The following is a 19,020-nucleotide window of genomic DNA, read 5'->3' as shown; positions in this document are numbered from 1 at the left end:
TTCAACAGCGCGGGCCCGGTTCGATGCGGTCGAAGCGGGCGTTGTCGGTGAGTGGCGTGATCGCCAATAGGTGATCCAGGCGCAGCCTGTGCAGGCCCCGAGCGTCGCGCACCACGAGAAATTCCCGCTTCTGTTCATCGGTCTCGGTGGTGATCGCCTCGGCCTCTAGGCGGGTGCCGTCGCGCAGCTCGATGGCCAGGCGGTAGTGCTGCAGGCAGGCCACTTCGAGGTGATCGTAGAGGCTGCAGGAAACCGGCTGATAGTCGTTCATGGCGCTTTCCCCCTGGGGCGATGAGTACAGGCTAGGCCGGTTGCCGGGCAGAAAAAAGCCGGGCAGTGCCCGGCTTCTTCGTGTACGCGAGTGTTACTCGGCGATGCCCTCGACGGTACGGCCGTCGACTTGGCCGTCCTTGAGCATGATCTGGTATTCCTTGCCGTCCTTCTCCACCTGGTGCAGACGTACCAGCAGGTAATTCCAGTCCTTGGCGAACCACAGCACGGTCTTGCGGCTGCTCTGGGTGGGGTCGCGCACGCGCTCGACCTTGATCGCCTCGATCAGCCCGGCCTTGGTGCGCACCCGCTCGCTACCCAGCACGCGGAAGTCGTAGGTCTCGACCTCGTCGCCGTCGATCACCTGGTAGCTCATGCTCTGCTTGCCGGCGGCAACGTCGTGCTGCAGTACCAGCTGGTAGGTCGACTTGTCCTGGATGCCGCGGTTGAGCGGGAAGCGCACCGGCTCGCCGCGGTCGTTGCCCAGCACCTGCTTCTCGGTCCAGTCGAAGTCCAGTTCGATTTGCTTGGCCTTGCCCAGGCCGCTGCGGTCGAAGCGATAAGTCAGCGGCAGGAAGGCATCGTTCTCCATGCGGAAGGTGCTGGTCTCGCTGAGACTGGCCACCAGCATCGAGGCCTCGAATTTCAGCTCCCAGCGGCCGTTGTCCAGGGCCTCCAGGCTGCGGCTGGCAGTGCCGCTGATCGGCACCTGCTTCCAGTCGGCGGTGTAGCTGGCAGAGAAGGGCTTGAGCTCCAGGGCGGCCTGTACTGGCAGGGCCAGGAGGGCGAGCAGCATCAGCAGAACGCGGGGCATGGAATCTCCTATGTGCGGATCAGGTGTCCGGTGGCCGGCAGGTCCTTGCCGTCCAGTTGAGCGCCGCTGGCGCCCAGTTGCAGGCGACCCTCGGCGAACCAGCGCATCGCCAGAGGATAGATGTGGTGCTCCTGGGAATGCACGCGCTGGGCCAGGCTTTCCGGCGTATCGCCAGACTCTACCGGCACCACCGCCTGTACGACCAGAGGCCCGCCATCGAGTTCCTCGGTGACGAAGTGCACGCTGCAGCCATGCTCGCTGTCACCGGCCTCCAGCGCACGCTGGTGGGTGTGCAGGCCCTTGTACTTGGGCAGCAGCGAGGGATGGATGTTCAGTAAACGACCGGTGTAGTGATTGACGAACCCAGGCGTGAGGATGCGCATAAAGCCGGCCAGCACCACCAGCTGCGGGTCGAAGCCGTCGATGGCCTCGACCAGCGCGGCGTCGAAGGCCTCGCGGCCGTCGAACTGCTTGTGGTCCAGCACCCGGGTGGTGATACCTGCCTGCTTGGCCCGCTCCAGGCCGTAGGCATCGGCGCGGTTGGAAATCACCGCGGCGATGCGCGCCGGATTGCCGTCTTTGGCGATGCTGTCGATCAGGGCCTGCAGGTTGCTGCCGGACCCCGAAATCAACACCACGACATTGCAGTCGGCCATCAGTGGGCTTTCAGGTTGTTCAGCACGACCAGCTCGGCACCTTCGGCGGCCTGGGCGATCTGGCCGATCACCCACGGAGTTTCACCCGAGGCGCGCAGGCTGGCCAGGGTGGCCTCGACCTGATCCTGGGCGACGCAGATGACCATGCCGACGCCGCAGTTCAGTACGCGGTGCATTTCGTGCTCGTCGACGTTGCCTTTTTCCTGCAGGAAGTCGAACACGGCCGGGCGGTTCCAGCTGGCCACGTCGATCACCGCCTGGGCGCCTTCCGGCAGTACGCGCGGGATGTTGTCGAGCAGGCCGCCGCCGGTGATGTGGGCCATGGCTTTGACTGCGCCGGTGTCCTTGATCAGTTTCAGCAGCGGCTTGACGTAGATGCGGGTCGGCGCCATCAGCAGGTCGGCCAGCTTGCTACCGTTCAGCTCGGTGGCTTCGATATCGGTGCCACTGACTTCAAGAATTTTGCGGATCAGCGAGTAGCCGTTGGAGTGCGGGCCGGAGGAGGGCAGGGCGATCAGTGCGTCGCCGGTGACCACTTTCGAGCCGTCGATGATCTCGGCCTTTTCCACCACGCCGACGCAGAAGCCGGCCAGGTCGTAGTCTTCGCCTTCGTACATGCCCGGCATCTCGGCGGTTTCACCACCGACCAGGGAGCAGCCGGCCAGTTCGCAACCGGCGCCGATGCCGGTGACCACGGTGGCAGCCACGTCGACGTTCAGCTTGCCGGTGGCGTAATAGTCGAGGAAGAACAGCGGCTCGGCGCCGCACACCACCAGGTCGTTGACGCACATGGCGACCAGGTCCTGGCCGATGCTGTCGTGCTTGTTCAGGTTCAGCGCCAGGCGCAGCTTGGTGCCGACGCCGTCGGTGCCGGACACCAGTACCGGCTGCTTGTAGCCGGCAGGAATTTCGCAAAGGGCGCCGAAACCACCCAGGCCACCCATGACTTCCGGACGCGCGGTACGCTTGGCCACGCCTTTGATGCGCTCGACCAGGGCTTCGCCGGCGTCGATGTCGACACCTGCATCCTTGTAGCTGATGGAGGGTTGCTTGCTCATGGGTTCAGGCCTTTAGAAGGGGGGAATGCTGTGGGCGACCGGCATTGGCGCGGGCCGGTCCGCGAAGGCGCGCGATTTTATCAGGCTTGCCCGCCAGCGGCCACCTGGCGCGACGGTTGCCGGGGGACAGGCGGCTGTTTAAGGTATAGCCCTTCGAGTGCCGCCCAGGCACATCCTCCCCAACCGAGACCCTAATCGATGCGCCTGTCCGCCCGCCTGTTTGCACTTTGCCTCTCGCTGCTCAGCCTGCCGGCCCTGGCCGAGACGGTCAGCGGCCTCTACCAGGTGCGCGAGCCGGTCTCCAGCCAGCAGCCGGAGGAGCGCACCGCCGCCCTCAATCGCGCCCTGGAGACCCTGGTGCTGCGCCTGACCGGCGACGCCAAGGCGGTGCAGAGCCCGGCGCTGGAAGGAGTGCGCCACGACCCGCAACAGCTGGTTAGCCAATACGTCTATGAAGGCGAGACCCTGGTGGTGGACTTCGATCCTGTGACCACCGAGAACAAGCTGCGCCAGGCCGGCCTGGCGCTGTGGGGCGCCAATCGCCCGGCCATTCTGGCCTGGTGGCTGAACAGCGGCGCCGAAGGTGTCAGCCTGATCGGCGATGGCCAGGAAGCGGCCGCGCCGCTGCAACAGGCCGCCCAGCATCGCGGCTTGCCGCTACGCCTGCCGCTGGCCGATCTAGAGGAACAGCTGGTCGCTACTCCGGAAAACCTCGCCGCCAGTCAGCCGGACGCGCTGCAACCGGCCTCCGAGCGCTACGGCGCCGATGCCTTGCTGGCCGTGCAGGCCCGTGAAGAGGGTGGCCAGTGGCAGGCCGAGTGGCGCCTGTGGCTGGGCGACGCCCGTGAGCAGGGCAAGGCCCAGGGCGCTGACCAGAAGGCGCTGGCCGATGCCGTGCTGCTGGCCGTGAGCGAGCGTCTGGCCCCTCGCTTCCTGGTCAAGCCGGGCGCCGCCAGCGCCCTGACCTTGGAAATCCAGGGCGCCGACCTGGGTCGCTACGCCGAGCTGGAGCGTCTGCTCGAACCCTTCGCCGCGCGCCTGGTGCGGATCAAGGGTGATCAGATGGTCTGGCAGGTCAACGCCAGCGCCGAACAGCTGCGCGCCCAGTTGGGTCTGGCTGGCCTGCAGGAAGTGCCGGCCGATGCCGCGCCGCTGGATGCCAGCAGCGATCCGCAGGCTGCACCCGCTCCGGCGCCGGCCAATCTCATGCGCTTCCGCTGGTAACCGCGGTTAGCCGTTCAAGGACTGATAGGTGCACTGCCCGGTGGGCGTGCAGGTTCCATCACCAGAGGCGGAGTGCCTGAGATGACCGATTCGCGGCGTTGGCTATGGCTGGCCGGACTGTTCCTGTGTGGCTGGCTTATCTACCTGCTCACCCCGATCCTCTCGCCGTTTCTGGTGGCGATGCTGCTGGCCTACATGGGCGATCCGCTGGTGGATCGCCTGGAGAAGCGTGGCCTGTCCCGTACCTGGAGCGTGGTCATCGTCTTCGGGCTGTTCAGCCTGCTGTTGCTGATCATGCTGTTGGTGCTGATTCCCATGCTCGGCCGCCAGTTGGTGCGTCTCTACGAGCTGGCGCCGCAGGGCCTGGATTGGGCCCAGCACCATGCGCTGCCGTGGGTGCAGGCGCAACTCGGTCTGGCCGAGGGCTTCTGGCGCTTCGAACAGGTCAAGCAGGCGCTGTCCGGGCACCTGGGCAAGACCACCGACATCGTCGGCGGCCTGCTGGCCCAGGCCACCGCGTCGAGCCTGGCGCTGCTCGGCTGGCTGGGCAACCTGTTCCTGATCCCGGTGGTGGCCTTCTACCTGCTACGCGACTGGGACCTGATGATGGCCAAGCTGCAGAACCTGCTGCCGCGGGCCCGTGAAGGTCTAGTCGTGCGCCTGGTCGGCGAATGCCATGAAGTGCTCGGTGCCTTCATGCGCGGTCAGTTGCTGGTGATGCTGGCCCTGGCCGCCATCTATTCGATTGGCCTGATGACAGTCGGCCTGGAGCTGGGTCTGCTGATAGGCCTGCTTGCTGGCCTGGCCAGCATCGTGCCGTACATGGGCTTCATCGTCGGCTTCGGCGCCGCCGTGGTGGCCGCCCTGTTCCAGTACGCCGGCTTCGATCTGTACCCGCTGATCGGCATCGCCGTGGTGTTCAGCATCGGCCAACTGCTCGAAGGCATGGTGCTGACGCCCATGCTGGTCGGCGATCGTATCGGCCTGCACCCGGTTGCCGTGATCTTCGCCATACTCGCCGGCGGTCAGCTATTCGGCTTCACCGGCGTACTGCTGGCCCTGCCGGTGGCGGCGGTGATCATGGTATTGCTGCGCCATGCGCATGATTTCTATAAACTTTCCGCACTTTACGGAGAGTCTTCCGGCGATTCGCAAGAACCGCCGTCCAGCGCATGAAACCTGTACAGCTGCCCCTTGGTGTGCGTCTGCGTGACGATGCCACCTTCGCCAACTACTACCCCGGCGCCAACGCGGCCGCCCTTGGCTATGTCGAGCGCCTGTGCGAGGCCGATGCCGGCTGGACCGAGAGCCTGATCTATCTCTGGGGAGGTGAGGGCGTTGGGCGCAGCCATCTGCTGCAGGCGGCCTGCCTGCGCTTTGAGCAGCGTGGCGAGCAGGCCGTGTACCTGCCGTTGGCCGAAGTGGCGGATTACGGCCCCGAGTTGCTGGATGGTCTGGATCAGGCCGAACTGGTGTGCCTGGACGATCTCGACGCCGTGGCCGGTCGTTCTGACTGGGAAGAGGCGCTGTTCCACCTGTTCAATCGCCTGCGTGATTCCGGCCGCCGCCTGCTGCTGGCGGCCACCGTGTCGCCGCGCGAACTGCCGATCCAGCTGCCCGACCTGCAATCGCGCCTGACCCTGGCGCTGGTGTTTCAGCTGCATTCGCTTTCCGACGAAGACAAGCTGCGTGCCCTGCAGCTGCGTGCCTCGCGTCGCGGCCTGCACCTCACCGACGAAGTCGGTCGCTTCATCCTTACCCGCGGTGAGCGCAGCATGAGCGCGCTGTTCGAGCTGCTGGAACGCCTCGACCAGGCCTCGCTGCAGGCTCAGCGCAAGCTGACCATCCCGTTCCTCAAGGAAACCCTGGGCTGGTAAGGCCCAAGATGTACTTCCCTTATTCTCCTGCCACTTTGCGGTCGTACTGAAACTTCCAGCGCACGTAGAGCAGGGCGCTGCAGAACAGCAGCAGGCTGATCACCGTCTCCAGGGCGCCGAACAGGGCGCGGTTCGGGTCGATGGCGGCCAGCACGCCCTGGATGAAGTAGATGTTCACCACGAAACAGATCCAGGCGTGGGCTCGGGCGTTGCCCAGCAGCAGTCCGGGGGCGAGCAGCAACAGCGGCAGCAACTGAATGCTCAGCACCACCCAGGTACGCGCACCGTGCAGGTCGGCGAAGGCCAGGTTCCACACCAGCAGCAGGACCAGCATGGCGAAGAAGCTGAACAGGCTGAGGGCGCGGCTGATCTTCAGGCGCGGGGCCAGCCAGTCGAGGTGTGGCAGGGGCTTGGGCGTTTTAGCCACGGGTGGTCTCCAGTTTCGCGGCGGTGTTCGCCAGGCGCTGGCCGAGTGCGCGGCACAGGGCGATTTCGTGTTCGTCGAGGCTGCGTTTGCCGTCGGCACCCGCATGGTGGCTGGGGCCGTAAGGCGTGCCGCCGCCGCGGGTGTCGAGCAGGGCGCCTTCGCTGTAGGGCAGGCCGCAGACCAGCATGCCGTGGTGCAGCAGCGGCAGCATCATCGACAGCAGGGTGCTTTCCTGGCCGCCATGCAGGCTGGAGGTGGAGGTGAACACGCCGGCTGGTTTGCCGACCAGTTCGCCGGTCAGCCACAGGCTGCTGGTGCCGTCGATGAAGTACTTCATCGGCGCGGCCATGTTGCCGAAGCGGGTCGGGCTACCCAAGGCCAGGCCGGAGCATTGTTTGAGATCGTCGATGCTGACGTACAGTGCGCCTTCGTCGGGGATGGCCGGGGCCACGGCCTCGCATTCGCTGGACACTGCCGGCACAGTGCGCAGGCGCGCCTCCAGGCCGCCCAGTTCGACGCCGCGGGCAATCTGCCGGGCCATCTCGGCGGTGGCGCCGTGGCGGCTGTAGTAGAGCACGAGGATGTAGGGCGAACTCATGCCAGCAGCTCCAGCACCTTCTCCGGCGGGCGACCGATCACGGCGCGTTTGCCAGCGACCAGGATCGGCCGCTCGATCAGCTTGGGATGGGCGGCCATGGCGGCGATCAGCTGTTCATCGCTGAGGCTGGCATCGGTCAGGCCGAGCTCCTTGTATTCATCCTCGCCACTGCGCAGCAGCGCGCGGGCGCCGATGCCCAGCTTGCTCAGCAGTTCGCGCAGTTCGGCGGCGCTGGGCGGCGTTTCCAGGTAGCGCACCACCTGCGGTGTGAGGCCGCGGGCTTCGAGCAGCTCCAGCGCGCCGCGGGACTTGGAACAGCGCGGGTTGTGGTAGAGGGTCAGATCGGTCATGGCGGGTGCCCATTGGCGAATGAGGGCGCTATTCTAGCCGCGTCGAGCAAGAAACGGGTTCTAAGGAGTGGGCATGCGACAGCGGCTGGATGATGTGGTGGAGTTCTGGCGTTTCCTGTTGCAACGTTTCCTCGCCGACCGCGCCATCAACAGCGCTGCCGCGCTGACCTACACCACGCTGTTCGCCGTGGTGCCGGTGATGACCGTGACCTTCGCCACGCTCTCGGCCGTGCCGGCGTTTCAGGACACCGGCGAACAGATCCAGAGTTTCATCTTCCGCAACTTCGTGCCGTCGTCCGGCGAGACGGTGCAGCAGTACTTGCGCGAGTTCACCACCCAGGCGCGTCACCTGACCTGGGTAGGCGTGGCGCTGTTGGCGGTCACCGCGTTCTTCATGCTGGTGACCATCGAGAAGACCTTCAACGCGATCTGGCGGGTGCGCCAGCCGCGCCGCGGTATCTCCAGCTTCCTGTTGTACTGGGCGATCCTCAGTCTGGGGCCGTTGCTGCTGGGCGCCGGTTTCGCCGTGACCACCTACATCGCTTCGCTGTCGCTGCTGTCCGGGCCGGATGCGCTGATCGGCGCCAAGACCCTGCTGGGTTTCGCGCCGCTGCTGTTCAGCACGGCGGCCTTCACCCTGATCTATTCGGCGGTGCCAAATGCCCGCGTGCCCCTGGCGCATGCGCTGACCGGCGGGCTGTTCGCCGCGGTGCTGGTGGAAATAGCCAAGGGCATCTTCGGCCTGTTCGTCAGCCTGTTCCCCGGTTATCAGCTGATTTACGGCGCTTTCGCCACCGTGCCGTTGTTCTTGCTGTGGGTCTATTTGTCCTGGCTGATCGTGCTATTCGGTGCCGAACTGGTATGCAACCTGTCGTCCTCGCGCATCTGGCGTCGCCGCGCGTTACCACGCCTGCTGGTGCTGCTCGGTGTACTGCGGGTATTCCATGATCGTCAGCAGCGGGGGCGGCCGGTGCGCCATCTCGATGTGCAGCGCGAAGGCTGGTTGCTGCCGGAGGACGAGTGGGAGGAAATCCTCGACTTCCTCGAGCGCGAACAGCTGATCTGTCGCACCAGCGGCGGGGGCTGGGTGCTGTGTCGCGATCTGGAGCATTACAGCCTGCATCGCCTGCTCGGTCATAGCCCGTGGCCGCTGCCGCGTCCGGGGCAGTTGCCGGAGCAGCTGGACGAGGCCTGGTATCCGGCGTTACGCCAGGCTTTGGTGCAACTGCATGAGCAGCAGGCGACGCTGTTCGAAGGCAGCCTCGCGCAGTGGCTAAGGGCCAAGGAATAGGCTTGCCAGAAGTGACGAAAAAAGTCAGTTTAAGGCGAGGTGCAGTCTGTCGCATGAGACTGCAGGTGCGCTGAGGCGCAGAAACCACCGGCCCAGGAAGGCTGGCACGCTTCTGGCAACTACCCAGCTATATGCTGGCACACTGCTAGCGGCCTGAATGACTCAGGGAAGTCGAGTGAATGAGCAGTAGCAAGAACAAGATAGTGCCGTTGCAGCCCCGGGACTCGGAGGAGGCGCTGGAGCGGCTCAATCGCATCACCGGCCTGCGCTTCTCGCGCTGGCCCGAGTCGCTGGCGGCACTGGCCCGCCAGGCGGCGGAAGAGGCCGAGCCGCCGAAACCCAGCAGCGTGGTGCGCTTCGGGGTTTTCTGAGTCCCCTAAAAACAAAACCCCCGCCGAGGCGGGGGTGGGGAAGAGCCGGAAGTGTCAGGCCAGCGCCTGGCGGGAAGCGGCGTCCAGCATCTCCACGGCTTGCACGAACAGTTCCTCGACGATCAGCGTCTGCGCCGGTACCGCCGAGCGCAGGCGCACCTGCATGTCCTCGATCTTCTGCTTCATCGGCAGGCGGGCGATGCCGGAGAGCATGACCTTGTTGTGCCCGTTGACCTTGCCATGATCCACCGCCACTTCGCGCACCTGGCTGCCGTCACGGTAGCGCACCATCAGCGATACCGGGAGGTTGGCCAGCCCCGGCAGATGCAGCCAGACCGCCACGTTGAACTCCCCGACCCGGCCCTCATAGGGCGTAACGCTTAGGCGTGCGCTATTGACGATGCTGGCAGGGACTGGGCCGATCAGCTTGTCGTTGGCTTGGGACATGGGAGGGCTCCGGCAGAACTCGTTGGTATAGGAATGGGCGGATTATAGGCGTGGGGTCCCCGGCGAAACTGTGCACTGAGGCTCCGGCGGCTGAGACTTCCGTCGCAGAACCTGGCTGAAGGATCAGGCCTGGTGCAGGACTTTTGGGTCGGATTGGGCAGCAACTTTCTCGAGAAATCCCTGGCTTTCCCTTGCGTGGCTCTGGATATCGTGGGGTATCATTGCCGCAAGGCTTGGGGCTGCGCATTTCTGACACCCGAGCCTTTCTCTTGAGTGGGTAAGCAGAAATAGGGTGTCTGGGCTCCGTGAGCATTTCTACGCATGTGGACGGCTGGAACAAAAAGATGGTGATTGTCGCTGTTCTGGCGGCGGTTTTCTTCTTGCAGCTTTTCATAGTGGGTGCCAAGGATACCTCTCATGTGGCTGGAGTGGCCGGCGGTGCTTGTACCGTTGCCGTTAACGATTCATGGGCTGCAGCAGATTCCGACTTCGTCTACACGGATCTGTCCGATATGGATGCAGGAGCCTTCTGTGATATCGGTTGTGGATGTCATGGACACTCGTCGCATTTTGGTTTGACTTCAGCAGGTTTTGACTTTTCCCTTAGCCGTGGCCGGATTCATAGTCCTGCCCCTCTCTTTGGGGCTCGCTCGCGGCTGCCTCTCGATATCTATAGGCCTCCCATCGTTTGATTTCCCCAAGGTTTTGGACGGAATTCATTTGATGATCAAAGAGGTCTATTTATGTCTACTCAGGTTGCAGCGCGCCTGCACTTTGCGCGACGAGCGCGTCTGCTTATAGCTTTAATATTGCTACCGGCAGGCTTTTCTCATGCCGCCCCAGAAGCATCCCTGACGCTTGGCGATGCCACGCTTCGCACCATGCAACGTAATCCGGAACTACAAGTGTTTCGCTGGCGTTTCCAGGCTCTGGATGGGCAGCGCTATACGGCGGATCAGGCTCCCGCCTGGTCGGTCGGTTTGGATAGCGAGAATATGCTCGGCAGCGGCGACTATTCAAAGTTCGATAGTGCCGAATTCACCCTTTCGTTGTCTTCCGTGATCGAGTTGGGCGGCAAGCGCGGGCAGCGCTTAGCGGTCGCCGATTCCAACTATGCCCTGGCGGAGGCGGAGCAGCGTGCTCAGGCCTTGGATCTGCTGGGGCGGGTGACTCAGGACTTCATTACGACTCTGGTTCTGCAGGAGAAGCTCAAGATTGCTTCGGAGGCCGTGCGTCTGGCCGAGGAGAATCAGCGTCTGGTTCTTCAACGGGTGCGCCAAGGGGCGGCTCCGGAGGCAGAGTCGCTGCGCGCCAAGGCCGCGCTGTCCAATGCCCAGATGGAGCAGGAGGCGCTATCCGCCGAGTATTCGGGCCGCAAGATGGTTCTGGCTACTGCGTGGGGCGGGCAAAGCCCCGACTTTGCGAAACTCAGTGGCGATCTGTTCAAGTTCGATGCGGTTTCCGACTTTGAGAGCCTGTATCAGCGGGTTGCCGCCGGTCCGACGATTGAGGTCTATGCCGGTGAGGCGCGGTTGCGCGAGGCCGAGCTGCAATTGGCGCAAAGCCAGTCGGTCGCCGACGTGGGTTGGCAAGTTGGCGTACGCCGTTTCGAGGATGTGAACGAGTCCGCGCTGACTGCGGGTATCTCGGTTCCACTGTTTTCCGGTACGCGCAATCGCGGCGAGGTCCAGTCGGCGATGGCTGCCCGTGACGAGGTGCAGTACCGCAGGGAGGCCTCGTTGCTGGCCTTGCGCGCGCGGCTGTTCGAGGCCTGGCAGGCCCATCGCAGCAGCGTGAAGGCTGTCGAGCAGATCAGGGTCGAGGTCCTGCCGGCGCTGGACAAAGCCCTGGTACAGACCCGCGATGCCTATCAGCGCGGTCGTTACAGCTATATCGACTGGATCGCGGCCCAGAAGGAATTACTGGATGCCCGCTTCGCGCTGATCGATGCCGCCAGTACGGCGCTGCTCAATCAGGCACTGATCGAACAACTGACTGCGGAGCCGCTGGCGGAAGTCCAGTCGCTGCTGCCTCGCTGACCCTATTCGGAAATCAATATGAAGATTGTCAAAAGCATCTTGTTGCTGTTGGTGTTGCAGCTTTTCCTGCCGCAGGCGTTATTGGCTGGTGGAGGGGATGAACATGGAGAGCATGGCGAGGCTGAGGGGCACGAAGAGGAGGCTCGAACCGGCCCGAATGGCGGCAGATTACTTGAGGCGGATGGTGCCGCCGTCGAGCTGTCGATCTTCGAGAGCGGCGTGCCTCCGGAGTTCCGCGCCTGGATCACCGATGACGGCAAGCCTGTGGCCGATGGTCGCGCGCGCCTGGTGGTCGAGCTGACTCGCCTGGGTGGCCAGGTCGATCGCTTCGATTTCAGCCGTAGCGGCGACTTTTGGCGGGGTAATGGCACGGTGGAGGAGCCGCATTCCTTTGACGTAAGGGTCGAGCTGACCTTGGACGGCAAGAAGCAGCACTGGGAATGGGACTCCCATGAGGGGCGAGTCGAGATTTCGGCAGAGATGGCGAAGAGTTCCGGTATCCGTGCCGAGGCGGCCCAGGCACGCACTATCGAGCGTCAGGTGCGTGCTTTCGGCGTGCTGGTCATACCGCCGGAGCAGGTGGCTCAGGTCGGGGCGCGTTTCTCGGGCCTGGTGACTGGCGTAAATGTGCGGGTGGGCGACAAGGTCGGCAAGGGCGATGCACTGGCCCAGGTCGAGTCCAACGAGAGTCTGCAGCAGTACAGCGTTCGGGCCCCTATTGCTGGTGTGGTGCAGAACCGCATGACCAATGTGGGCGGGGTGGTTGCCGAGGCGCCGCTATTCACGCTGGTCAACGATTCACGACTGCTGGCCGAACTGAAGATTTTCCCCGGCCAGCGCGAGCAGGTGCGGGTCGGTCAGGCAGTGCATGTCGGGGTTGGTGAGCGCCAGTACCAGGGGCGCATCGAGCACCTGATTCCATCCACCGACGGTAAGCCCTATGTGGTGGCGCAGGTGCTCCTGGATAACGCCGATGGCCGTCTGGCCGCGGGCGATATGGCCAATGCCGCGATTGTCGTGGAGCAGACGCAAGTCCCGGTGGCGGTGAACAATCTGGCGCTGCAGAGCTTCCGCGATTGGACGGTGGCTTTTATCCAGGTCGGCGACAGTTATGAGATTCGTCCCCTCGAACTGGGTCGTAGCGACGGGGTGTATAGCGAAGTGCTGAGCGGCCTGAAGGCCGGCGATAGCTATGTGGTGGATAACAGCTACCTGATCAAAGCCGATATCGAGAAGGCCGGCGCCTCGCACGATCACTGAGAGAGAACGACATGATTGAAGCACTCGTGCGTCTCTCCATCGAGAGACGCTATCTAATGCTGAGCCTGATTCTGGTCCTGCTGGGGGTGGGGTTCTGGAGCTATCAGCGCCTTCCCATCGACGCAGTACCCGATATCACCAACGTCCAGGTGCAGATCAACACCGAGGCGCCTGGCTATTCTCCGCTGGAGGCGGAGCAGCGCATCACCTTCCCGGTGGAGACGGCGCTCTACGGTCTGCCCGACCTGGAGTACACCCGTTCCCTCTCGCGCTACGGGTTGTCGCAGGTGACGGTGGTCTTCAAGGAAGGCACCGATATCTTCTTCGCCCGCAATCTGATCGATGAGCGCTTGAGTTCGATCAAGGGGGCTCTACCACCCGGGCTGGAACCGGAGATGGGGCCGATCGCCACGGGGCTCGGCGAAATCTTCATGTATACGGTTGAGGCGGAACCGGGCGCTAAGCAAGCCAATGGCTTGCCCTATGACGCCACCGCCCTGCGCGAGGTGCAGGACTGGATCATCAAGCCGCAGTTGGCACAAGTCGCGGGTGTGGTGGAGGTCAACACCATCGGTGGCTTCGACAAGCAATACCATGTCACCCCCGATCCCGTGCGCCTGCTGCAGTTCGGTATCAGCATGGAGGATGTGGTCCAGTCTCTGAATGCCAACAACAACAACCGTGGCGCGGGATACATCGAGCGCAATGGTCAGCAGTTGCTGGTGCGCTCACCGGGGCAGCTGGAGTCCATCGCCGATATCGAAGCGGTTGTGGTGGGGCGGCAGGGTGTCGACCCGGTGCTGCTGCGCGATGTGGCCGAGGTGGCGATTGGCAAGGAGCTGCGCACGGGTGCTGCGACGCGCGATGGCCGGGAGACTGTGCTAGGTACCGCCATGATGCTGGTGGGCGGCAACTCGCGCACGGTTTCTCGGGATGTGGCGCAGAAGCTGGAGGCGACCAAGGCTTCCCTGCCCGATGGCATCAAGGTGGAGGCTGTCTACGATCGCACCACGCTGGTGGACAAGACCATCGCCACCGTGCAGAAGAATCTGCTGGAGGGCGCCCTGCTGGTCATCGTCGTACTGTTCATGCTGCTGGGTAATTTCCGCGCGGCGTTGATCACCGCGGCGATCATTCCGCTGTCGATGCTGGCGACCATCGCCGGCATGGTAAAGACCGGCGTCTCCGCCAACCTCATGAGCCTAGGGGCCTTGGACTTCGGCCTGATCGTCGACGGTGCGGTGATCATCGTGGAGAACTGCATTCGCCAGTTGGCCCAGGCGCAGCACACCAACGGCGGCTTGCTGCCGTTGCGGGAGAGGTTGCAGCTGGTCTACGAGGCCACTATCGAAGTGGTACGTCCCAGCCTGTTTGGCGTGGCCATCATCACCGTTGTTTACATTCCGATCTTTACCCTCTCCGGGGTCGAAGGAAAGATGTTCCACCCGATGGCGGCGACCGTCGTCATGGCCCTGCTCGCGGCCATGGTGTTTTCGCTGACTCTGGTTCCGGCTGCGGTGGCCTTGTTTATGAGCGGCAAGGTCAGTGAGAAGGAAAGCCGCGTTATTACGGCTGGCAAGTCGCTGTACCGGCCTCTGCTGGAAAAGGCCATCAAGTGGCCTTGGCTGGTGCTGTCTTCGGCCATGGGGCTGGTAGTGTTGTCCGTCTGGCTGGTCAGTACCCTGGGCTCGGAGTTCATTCCGCAACTGGACGAGGGCGACATCGCCCTGCATGCCTTGCGGATTCCTGGTACGGGGCTGGAGCAGTCGGTCGTCCTGCAGGAGCAGCTAGAAGCGCGCATCAAGGCATTTCCAGAGGTCGACAAGGTGTTTGCCAAGATCGGCACACCCGAGGTGGCAACCGACCCGATGCCGCCGAACGTGGCGGACAATTTCGTGATGCTCAAGCCTCGGGAGCAGTGGCCCAATCCGGAAAAGACCAAGGCCGAGCTGGTGGCCGAGATGGAAGAGGCCGTCGCCAAGCTGCCGGGCAACAACTACGAGTTCACCCAGCCGATCCAGATGCGCTTCAACGAATTGATCTCCGGGGTGCGCTCCGATCTCGGGATCAAGGTCTTCGGCGACGATCTGCAGCAGCTTGAGGCTACCGCCAACGCGATCTCGGAAGTGGTCGAGGGCATCGATGGGGCCGCAGATGTGCGGGTCGAGCAGGTCAGTGGGCTGCCGATGCTGACCGTCACGCCCAAGCGCCTGGTGTTGGCCCGCTACGGAGTCAGCGTCGAAGTGCTGCAGGACCTGGTGGCCACTGCTATTGGTGGCGAGGAGGCCGGTTTGATCTATGAGGGTGATCGTCGTTTCGATCTGGTGGTGCGGCTGCCAGAGCGCCTGCGCAACGATATCGACGGTCTGTCCCAGCTGCCCGTTCCGTTACCCGACGGTGGTTATGTTCCGTTGGGCGAGGTGGCCAGTATCGAGTTGAGCCCCGCGCCGGCGCAGATCAGCCGGGAGAACGGTAAGCGTCGCGTGGTCGTGACTGCCAACGTCAGGGAGCGCGACCTCGGTGGCTTCGTGATGGAGGTCAAGCAGCGGGTGGCCGCCGAGGTCGATCTGCCGGCCGGTTACTGGCTGGACTACGGCGGTACTTTCGAGCAGCTGGAGTCTGCCAGTCAGCGTCTGATGATCGTGGTGCCGGTGACTCTGCTCATCATCATCGGTCTGCTGGTGATGGCCTTCGGCTCACTCAAGGACTCCATGATCATCTTCACGGGAGTGCCGTTGGCTCTGACCGGTGGGGTGTTTGCCCTGTGGATGCGCGACCTGCCGTTGTCAATTTCGGCCGGGGTGGGCTTCATTGCCCTTTCCGGTGTGGCGGTGCTGAACGGTCTGGTGATGCTGGCCTTCATTCGTGATCTCTGGCACGAGAAGGGTGACTTGCTCACAGCGGTAATCGAGGGGGCTCTGGTCCGTCTACGGCCAGTCCTGATGACGGCCCTGGTCGCCAGCTTGGGCTTCGTGCCCATGGCCCTCAACACCGGTACTGGTGCAGAAGTGCAGCGTCCGCTCGCCACTGTGGTTATCGGTGGCATCGTTTCCTCCACCTTGCTGACGCTGTTGGTATTGCCTGTACTCTATTACCTGCTTCACCGTCGCGATGTGTTGCTGCATAAGCTGCAGAAACAACATTGACCCCTAAGACCGCCCTCACCTGAATAAGTCGGGTGGGGCGGTCTCTCTTCTTTAGGCTAATTTCAGCGGATGGCGGACCACAGTCGGCGTGCTGAGATTGGCCGCCGGTAGCGGCAGCACGGCCTGGTTGTTGACGTTGGCCAGCTGCAGCCAGACGTTCTCGCCCTCGACGAATTGCCCACACGGCAGCCACAGGCCGTGGTGCCAGCCGGCGCCGGGTTCCGGGGTGCTCTGTAGCACTCCGGGGTGGGTCTGGGCACTGGGTGCGCGGCGCAGCCAGACCGGGCGGGGCAAGCCCTTGAGATAGCGCAGCCCGAGATGCAGACCTTGCTGATTGAGGTGGCGCCAACGTACCAGAGCCAGGGTCGGCGTGCCGCTGTGGGTCAGCACCAGCGCCAGTTGCCCGACTGGCAGCTGCACCGCCTGGTCGGCATGGCAGAGCAGGCGCGCGCCGCCAGGGCTGGCGTCAAGCATCTGCGCGGCGCAGCTGGTGGGACGCTTCTCCAGCAGCTGCGCGTGGATGGCCGGCAGGCCGATCACCAGGCTGCAATCGGCGCTGAAATCGGCGCGCGGATGGCGGCGCTGCTGGCGGCCGAGCCAGTTCTGCCGAACCCGCTCCAGCAGTTCGCGCTCGCGCGGGCTCTGCAGCGGTGCCGGCTCATGCAGCGCTACCAGCAGGGCGCCGAGCTCCAGGCGGCGCAGATATTCGGGCGCGCCTCGCACTTCGGCGTCGTAGGGCAGGCAGGGTTGGGCCTGGCTGAGGTCGATCAGCGGGCCTTCGCCTTCTTCGTCTTCGTCCCATGGCAGCAGGCGAGCCAGGTCGGCCAGGGGGGTGAGGGCGCCGAACAGCACAGCGCACTCGCCTTCGGCCAGGTGGAAGGGATTGCTCAGGGCCAGCACCAGCATTTGCTGGTATAGGCCGCGCAACGATCCGGCCGGGGCGGGCTGGAATGGAGCGGCGACATGTTCGTCGAGGCAGCCCTGGTGCTCGCCAATCCAGTACAGCAGGTGGCTGTCGCTCCACAGCGAGGCCGGTGGCTCCTGGTACAGCTGGTAATGGCGCAGCAGGCTCTGGGCGAGGAAGTGCTCGGCCATGTACAGGCACCAGGCCAGGTGCGGGCGCGAGGGCTGGCGGCCCTGGAGTATCTGCAGCAGCAGGCGTTTGAAGCCGGCAGCCAGCTCGTCGCACAGGTGGACGAACAGCGCGCTGGGCATGGCGCCGTCGCGCAGCGGCTGGCAGTAGTGGCGGTACTCTTCGCAGAAGCTTTGCAGGGCCCGCTGCCTTTCCAGTAAGGTCATGGCGCAGCGATTGAGGCGGAACAGCAGGCTCAGCACTTGCTGCAGGCCATCCTCACGGGGCTGCTGGCGTGCGCCGGCGAGCTCGGACATGAGGTCGGCGAGTGGCGTGGCATCCTCTTCGAGGATGTCCGGCACTTCCAGGTGCAGAGCATCCAGCGTCATATCAACCCCGCGTGCACGAGGAGCGAATGCATGGGAAGGCCACTCCAGATGGTGATAGGTGTCGTTGCCGGGCTTCTTCTGGCCGGCTGCGCCGAGGACTGGGGCGTCGATCAGCATGGACGAAAGGTAACGGCTGAACAACTGGAAGGCCAGTGGTTGGTGATCAATTACTGGGCCGAGTGGTGCAAGCCCTGTCGCACCGAGATTCCGGAGCTGAACAAGCTCAACGAGAGTTTGCGCGACAAGGGTGCCCAGGTGCTCGGCGTCAACTTCGATGCGCTGCAGGGCGAGGCTCTGAGCAAGGCCGCTGAGGCATTCGCTATCCGCTTCACCGTACTGGCGCAGGACCCGGCGCCGCGCCTGCAACTGCCGCGCAACGATGTGTTGCCGGTCACCTACATCATCGATGCCGACGGCAGGCTGCGCGAGCGCCTGGTCGGTGAACAGACCGCCGCCGGCCTGCAGGCGCGGCTGGCTCACTGGCAGGCGGAGGAGTAAGGCAAATGCAGATCTGCTTGCACGGTTTCGTCAGCGGCAAGGTGCAGGGGGTGAGCTTTCGTCAGCGCACTCAGGAGGAAGCCGAACGCCTCGACTTGAATGGCTGGGTGCGCAACCTGGCCGATGGCAGGGTCGAGGTGCTGGTCGAGGGTGAGGAGTCTGCGGTGCGCGAGTTGGAAAGCTGGCTCGGACACGGCCCGCAGGCGGCGCGGGTGGATGCGTTGGAGCTGGAGCAGCAGCCGGTGCAAGGCGTCACCGGCTTCGTCGTCAGGCGCTGATCAGTCTTCGCCCGGGTCGGCGGCGAGGCGGCCGGCGTCCTTCATCAGGGCCTTAAGGAATTCCTGCTGCAGTTCCGGGTCGTTGCGGGTCAGCTCGATCAGGCTCTGTTCCAGCTCACTGGCTTCTTCCTCCAGGCCCAGGTCGGACAGGCGCTTGACCCTGTGTACCCAGTGGGACACTTCGTCGTCTTCCAGATCGTCGTAGATCAGGGCGTGGGCTTCGCGCAGCTTGCCGCGCAGGTTGCGGCTGACCAGCAGGGTGGCTTCGGCGCGAGCGCCGTCCTGCGGGTCCTCAACGCTCAGCAGCAGGGTGCCGACCTGGCTGGCGTCATGCTCGGCAAAGGGGCCGTCGAGCAGGTTCAGACGCAACACGCCACTGCGGTCGCTGGTCAATTCGTGGATCTCGCGACCGGCCTTGACCAGCACCGGGCGTTCCGCCCAGGGCAGGCTGGAATACTCCATGCGCTTGTCGTGCTGCTTTTCCTCGATGGCCGCCAGGTTCTGCTGGGAGCGACCGTTGGACTCGACGTTCATCGCCGGGTTGAGACCGGCCACGCCGTAGCTGATCCAGTCCTTGGTCATGCTGTCCGGCAGGCGGCCGAGCGCGATCACGTTGACCACATTGGCGCCGACGCCAGCGACCACCGCCACCGCGCCCAGCGGCACTTCGTAGAGCTCGCGCCAGGGCTGGTAGGGGGTGTAGCGGTCGTAGCGGCGGGTGACCTCGAATTCGGTGACTTCGAAGGTCTTCTGCTCGTGGATGCGTACCCGGCGCTGCGGCAGCTCCAGCACCCGTGGCTCGCCTACATCGATCTGCAGGCTGTGGTCGAGCAGGCGGCGCTCGAAGCGCTCCTCGTGCTCGCTGCGCTGCGGCAGCTGGTTGGCGCAGCCGCCGAGGAGGAGGGCGCCGAGCAGGGCGGCGCCGGTACTGAGGGTGTGTCGCTGGAACATGCGG

The 19,020-nt window shown here is 64.2% G+C and carries 21 protein-coding genes; 11 read left to right on the top strand and 10 right to left on the bottom strand.

Translation table 11 applies throughout. The features are described 5' to 3' along the window. Position 1: 1 nt before the first annotated feature. From N7607_RS16020 to purM, 4 genes are all read right to left on the bottom strand, one after another. Positions 2 to 271 (bottom strand): Rho-binding antiterminator, encoded by a 270-nt coding sequence (locus N7607_RS16020; protein WP_279867599.1) that lies wholly within the window; start codon positions 269 to 271, stop codon positions 2 to 4. Positions 272 to 364: 93 nt separating this feature from the next. Then, positions 365 to 1,084, bottom strand: coding sequence for a DUF3108 domain-containing protein (locus N7607_RS16015; RefSeq protein WP_279867598.1), 720 nt, complete (start codon positions 1,082 to 1,084; stop codon positions 365 to 367). An 8-nt stretch (positions 1,085 to 1,092) separates the two neighbouring features. Next, positions 1,093 to 1,743 carry a phosphoribosylglycinamide formyltransferase gene (gene purN, locus N7607_RS16010; protein ID WP_279867653.1) on the bottom strand — a complete coding sequence of 217 codons (651 nt, stop codon included), beginning with the start codon at positions 1,741 to 1,743 and terminating at the stop codon, positions 1,093 to 1,095. Continuing rightward, positions 1,740 to 2,798, bottom strand: a complete 1,059-nt coding sequence (gene purM / locus N7607_RS16005) for a phosphoribosylformylglycinamidine cyclo-ligase (protein ID WP_279867595.1) — start codon at positions 2,796 to 2,798, stop codon at positions 1,740 to 1,742. The genes purN and purM overlap by 4 nt, the downstream gene beginning before the upstream one ends. 198 nt (positions 2,799 to 2,996) lie before the next feature. Here purM and N7607_RS16000 point away from each other — a divergent pair, with 198 nt between their 5' ends. The 3 genes from N7607_RS16000 (at position 2,997) to hda (ending at position 5,899) form a co-directional block, all read left to right on the top strand. Continuing rightward, positions 2,997 to 4,022, top strand: coding sequence for a DUF2066 domain-containing protein (locus N7607_RS16000; protein WP_279867594.1), 1,026 nt, complete (start codon positions 2,997 to 2,999; stop codon positions 4,020 to 4,022). Between the two features lie 81 nt (positions 4,023 to 4,103). Continuing rightward, positions 4,104 to 5,198 carry an AI-2E family transporter gene (locus N7607_RS15995; RefSeq protein ID WP_279867592.1) on the top strand — a complete coding sequence of 365 codons (1,095 nt, stop codon included), beginning with the start codon at positions 4,104 to 4,106 and terminating at the stop codon, positions 5,196 to 5,198. After that, a complete protein-coding gene (hda, locus tag N7607_RS15990; RefSeq protein ID WP_192397711.1) occupies positions 5,195 to 5,899 on the top strand; it encodes a DnaA regulatory inactivator Hda in 705 nt (234 codons plus the stop codon). The genes N7607_RS15995 and hda overlap by 4 nt, the downstream gene beginning before the upstream one ends. A 19-nt stretch (positions 5,900 to 5,918) precedes the next feature. Here the strand turns inward: hda and N7607_RS15985 are convergent, their stop codons facing one another. Genes N7607_RS15985 through arsC form a run of 3 tightly spaced genes read right to left on the bottom strand, consistent with a single transcriptional unit; the run spans position 5,919 to position 7,274 of the window. Further along, on the bottom strand, positions 5,919 to 6,326 hold the full coding sequence (locus tag N7607_RS15985) for a DUF2069 domain-containing protein (protein ID WP_279867590.1): 408 nt from the start codon (positions 6,324 to 6,326) through the stop codon (positions 5,919 to 5,921). After that, positions 6,319 to 6,924 carry an NAD(P)H:quinone oxidoreductase gene (wrbA, locus tag N7607_RS15980; protein ID WP_279867587.1) on the bottom strand — a complete coding sequence of 202 codons (606 nt, stop codon included), beginning with the start codon at positions 6,922 to 6,924 and terminating at the stop codon, positions 6,319 to 6,321. The genes N7607_RS15985 and wrbA overlap by 8 nt, the downstream gene beginning before the upstream one ends. Continuing rightward, complete coding sequence (arsC, locus tag N7607_RS15975; protein WP_279867586.1) at positions 6,921 to 7,274, bottom strand: arsenate reductase (glutaredoxin); 354 nt, start codon at positions 7,272 to 7,274, stop codon at positions 6,921 to 6,923. The genes wrbA and arsC overlap by 4 nt, the downstream gene beginning before the upstream one ends. A gap of 73 nt (positions 7,275 to 7,347) precedes the next feature. Here arsC and N7607_RS15970 point away from each other — a divergent pair, with 73 nt between their 5' ends. Both N7607_RS15970 and N7607_RS15965 read left to right on the top strand, forming a co-directional pair. Then, positions 7,348 to 8,565, top strand: coding sequence for a YihY family inner membrane protein (locus N7607_RS15970; RefSeq protein WP_279867585.1), 1,218 nt, complete (start codon positions 7,348 to 7,350; stop codon positions 8,563 to 8,565). Positions 8,566 to 8,744: 179 nt separating this feature from the next. Then, a complete protein-coding gene (locus N7607_RS15965; protein WP_137971374.1) occupies positions 8,745 to 8,936 on the top strand; it encodes a hypothetical protein in 192 nt (63 codons plus the stop codon). 54 nt (positions 8,937 to 8,990) lie between these two features. On the opposite strand, the gene N7607_RS15960 is transcribed toward N7607_RS15965, so the two are convergent. Continuing rightward, entirely contained in the window at positions 8,991 to 9,383 is a 393-nt protein-coding gene (locus N7607_RS15960; protein WP_137971375.1) for a hypothetical protein, read from the bottom strand. 344 nt (positions 9,384 to 9,727) lie between these two features. Between N7607_RS15960 and N7607_RS15955 the strand changes: the two genes are divergently transcribed. Genes N7607_RS15955 through N7607_RS15940 form a run of 4 tightly spaced genes read left to right on the top strand, consistent with a single transcriptional unit; the run spans position 9,728 to position 15,828 of the window. Then, positions 9,728 to 10,075 (top strand): hypothetical protein, encoded by a 348-nt coding sequence (locus N7607_RS15955; protein WP_279867582.1) that lies wholly within the window; start codon positions 9,728 to 9,730, stop codon positions 10,073 to 10,075. A 51-nt stretch (positions 10,076 to 10,126) separates the two neighbouring features. Next, positions 10,127 to 11,422 carry a TolC family protein gene (locus tag N7607_RS15950; protein ID WP_279867580.1) on the top strand — a complete coding sequence of 432 codons (1,296 nt, stop codon included), beginning with the start codon at positions 10,127 to 10,129 and terminating at the stop codon, positions 11,420 to 11,422. An 18-nt stretch (positions 11,423 to 11,440) separates the two neighbouring features. Then, a complete protein-coding gene (locus tag N7607_RS15945) occupies positions 11,441 to 12,682 on the top strand; it encodes an HlyD family efflux transporter periplasmic adaptor subunit (RefSeq protein ID WP_279867579.1) in 1,242 nt (413 codons plus the stop codon). An 11-nt stretch (positions 12,683 to 12,693) separates the two neighbouring features. Then, positions 12,694 to 15,828 (top strand): CusA/CzcA family heavy metal efflux RND transporter, encoded by a 3,135-nt coding sequence (locus tag N7607_RS15940; RefSeq protein WP_279867576.1) that lies wholly within the window; start codon positions 12,694 to 12,696, stop codon positions 15,826 to 15,828. Positions 15,829 to 15,879: 51 nt separating this feature from the next. Here the strand turns inward: N7607_RS15940 and N7607_RS15935 are convergent, their stop codons facing one another. Next, a complete protein-coding gene (locus tag N7607_RS15935; RefSeq protein ID WP_279867573.1) occupies positions 15,880 to 17,289 on the bottom strand; it encodes a PilZ domain-containing protein in 1,410 nt (469 codons plus the stop codon). A 30-nt stretch (positions 17,290 to 17,319) separates the two neighbouring features. On the opposite strand from N7607_RS15935, the gene N7607_RS15930 reads away from it, so the two are divergent. Continuing rightward, positions 17,320 to 17,787 carry a TlpA disulfide reductase family protein gene (locus N7607_RS15930; RefSeq protein WP_279867571.1) on the top strand — a complete coding sequence of 156 codons (468 nt, stop codon included), beginning with the start codon at positions 17,320 to 17,322 and terminating at the stop codon, positions 17,785 to 17,787. 5 nt (positions 17,788 to 17,792) lie between these two features. Then, positions 17,793 to 18,065: an acylphosphatase gene (locus N7607_RS15925; protein ID WP_279867569.1), complete on the top strand. Its 273-nt coding sequence runs from the start codon at positions 17,793 to 17,795 to the stop codon at positions 18,063 to 18,065. Here the strand turns inward: N7607_RS15925 and N7607_RS15920 are convergent, their stop codons facing one another. After that, positions 18,066 to 19,016, bottom strand: coding sequence for a hypothetical protein (locus tag N7607_RS15920; RefSeq protein ID WP_279867567.1), 951 nt, complete (start codon positions 19,014 to 19,016; stop codon positions 18,066 to 18,068). It lies immediately after the preceding gene. Positions 19,017 to 19,020 lie beyond the last annotated feature (4 nt).

Origin of the sequence: Pseudomonas sp. GD04019 (genome assembly GCF_029837695.1) — a bacterium.
Lineage (GTDB): Bacteria > Pseudomonadota > Gammaproteobacteria > Pseudomonadales > Pseudomonadaceae > Aquipseudomonas.
Note: the sequence above shows the minus strand (reverse complement) of the source record. Positions and strands in the feature narration are given on the sequence as shown.

Excerpts from the sequence above, each read along its gene's own strand:
- N7607_RS16020 (WP_279867599.1), bottom strand. The coding sequence starts at position 271 with ATGAACGACTATCAGCCGGTTTCCTGCAGCCTCTACGATCACCTCGAA.
- N7607_RS16015 (WP_279867598.1), bottom strand. The coding sequence starts at position 1,084 with ATGCCCCGCGTTCTGCTGATGCTGCTCGCCCTCCTGGCCCTGCCAGTA.
- purM (WP_279867595.1), bottom strand. The coding sequence starts at position 2,798 with ATGAGCAAGCAACCCTCCATCAGCTACAAGGATGCAGGTGTCGACATC.
- N7607_RS16000 (WP_279867594.1), top strand. The coding sequence starts at position 2,997 with ATGCGCCTGTCCGCCCGCCTGTTTGCACTTTGCCTCTCGCTGCTCAGC.
- N7607_RS15995 (WP_279867592.1), top strand. The coding sequence starts at position 4,104 with ATGACCGATTCGCGGCGTTGGCTATGGCTGGCCGGACTGTTCCTGTGT.
- hda (WP_192397711.1), top strand. The coding sequence starts at position 5,195 with ATGAAACCTGTACAGCTGCCCCTTGGTGTGCGTCTGCGTGACGATGCC.
- wrbA (WP_279867587.1), bottom strand. The coding sequence starts at position 6,924 with ATGAGTTCGCCCTACATCCTCGTGCTCTACTACAGCCGCCACGGCGCC.
- arsC (WP_279867586.1), bottom strand. The coding sequence starts at position 7,274 with ATGACCGATCTGACCCTCTACCACAACCCGCGCTGTTCCAAGTCCCGC.
- N7607_RS15970 (WP_279867585.1), top strand. The coding sequence starts at position 7,348 with ATGCGACAGCGGCTGGATGATGTGGTGGAGTTCTGGCGTTTCCTGTTG.
- N7607_RS15965 (WP_137971374.1), top strand. The coding sequence starts at position 8,745 with ATGAGCAGTAGCAAGAACAAGATAGTGCCGTTGCAGCCCCGGGACTCG.
- N7607_RS15960 (WP_137971375.1), bottom strand. The coding sequence starts at position 9,383 with ATGTCCCAAGCCAACGACAAGCTGATCGGCCCAGTCCCTGCCAGCATC.
- N7607_RS15955 (WP_279867582.1), top strand. The coding sequence starts at position 9,728 with ATGGTGATTGTCGCTGTTCTGGCGGCGGTTTTCTTCTTGCAGCTTTTC.
- N7607_RS15950 (WP_279867580.1), top strand. The coding sequence starts at position 10,127 with ATGTCTACTCAGGTTGCAGCGCGCCTGCACTTTGCGCGACGAGCGCGT.
- N7607_RS15945 (WP_279867579.1), top strand. The coding sequence starts at position 11,441 with ATGAAGATTGTCAAAAGCATCTTGTTGCTGTTGGTGTTGCAGCTTTTC.
- N7607_RS15940 (WP_279867576.1), top strand. The coding sequence starts at position 12,694 with ATGATTGAAGCACTCGTGCGTCTCTCCATCGAGAGACGCTATCTAATG.
- N7607_RS15935 (WP_279867573.1), bottom strand. The coding sequence starts at position 17,289 with ATGACGCTGGATGCTCTGCACCTGGAAGTGCCGGACATCCTCGAAGAG.
- N7607_RS15930 (WP_279867571.1), top strand. The coding sequence starts at position 17,320 with ATGGGAAGGCCACTCCAGATGGTGATAGGTGTCGTTGCCGGGCTTCTT.
- N7607_RS15925 (WP_279867569.1), top strand. The coding sequence starts at position 17,793 with ATGCAGATCTGCTTGCACGGTTTCGTCAGCGGCAAGGTGCAGGGGGTG.
- N7607_RS15920 (WP_279867567.1), bottom strand. The coding sequence starts at position 19,016 with ATGTTCCAGCGACACACCCTCAGTACCGGCGCCGCCCTGCTCGGCGCC.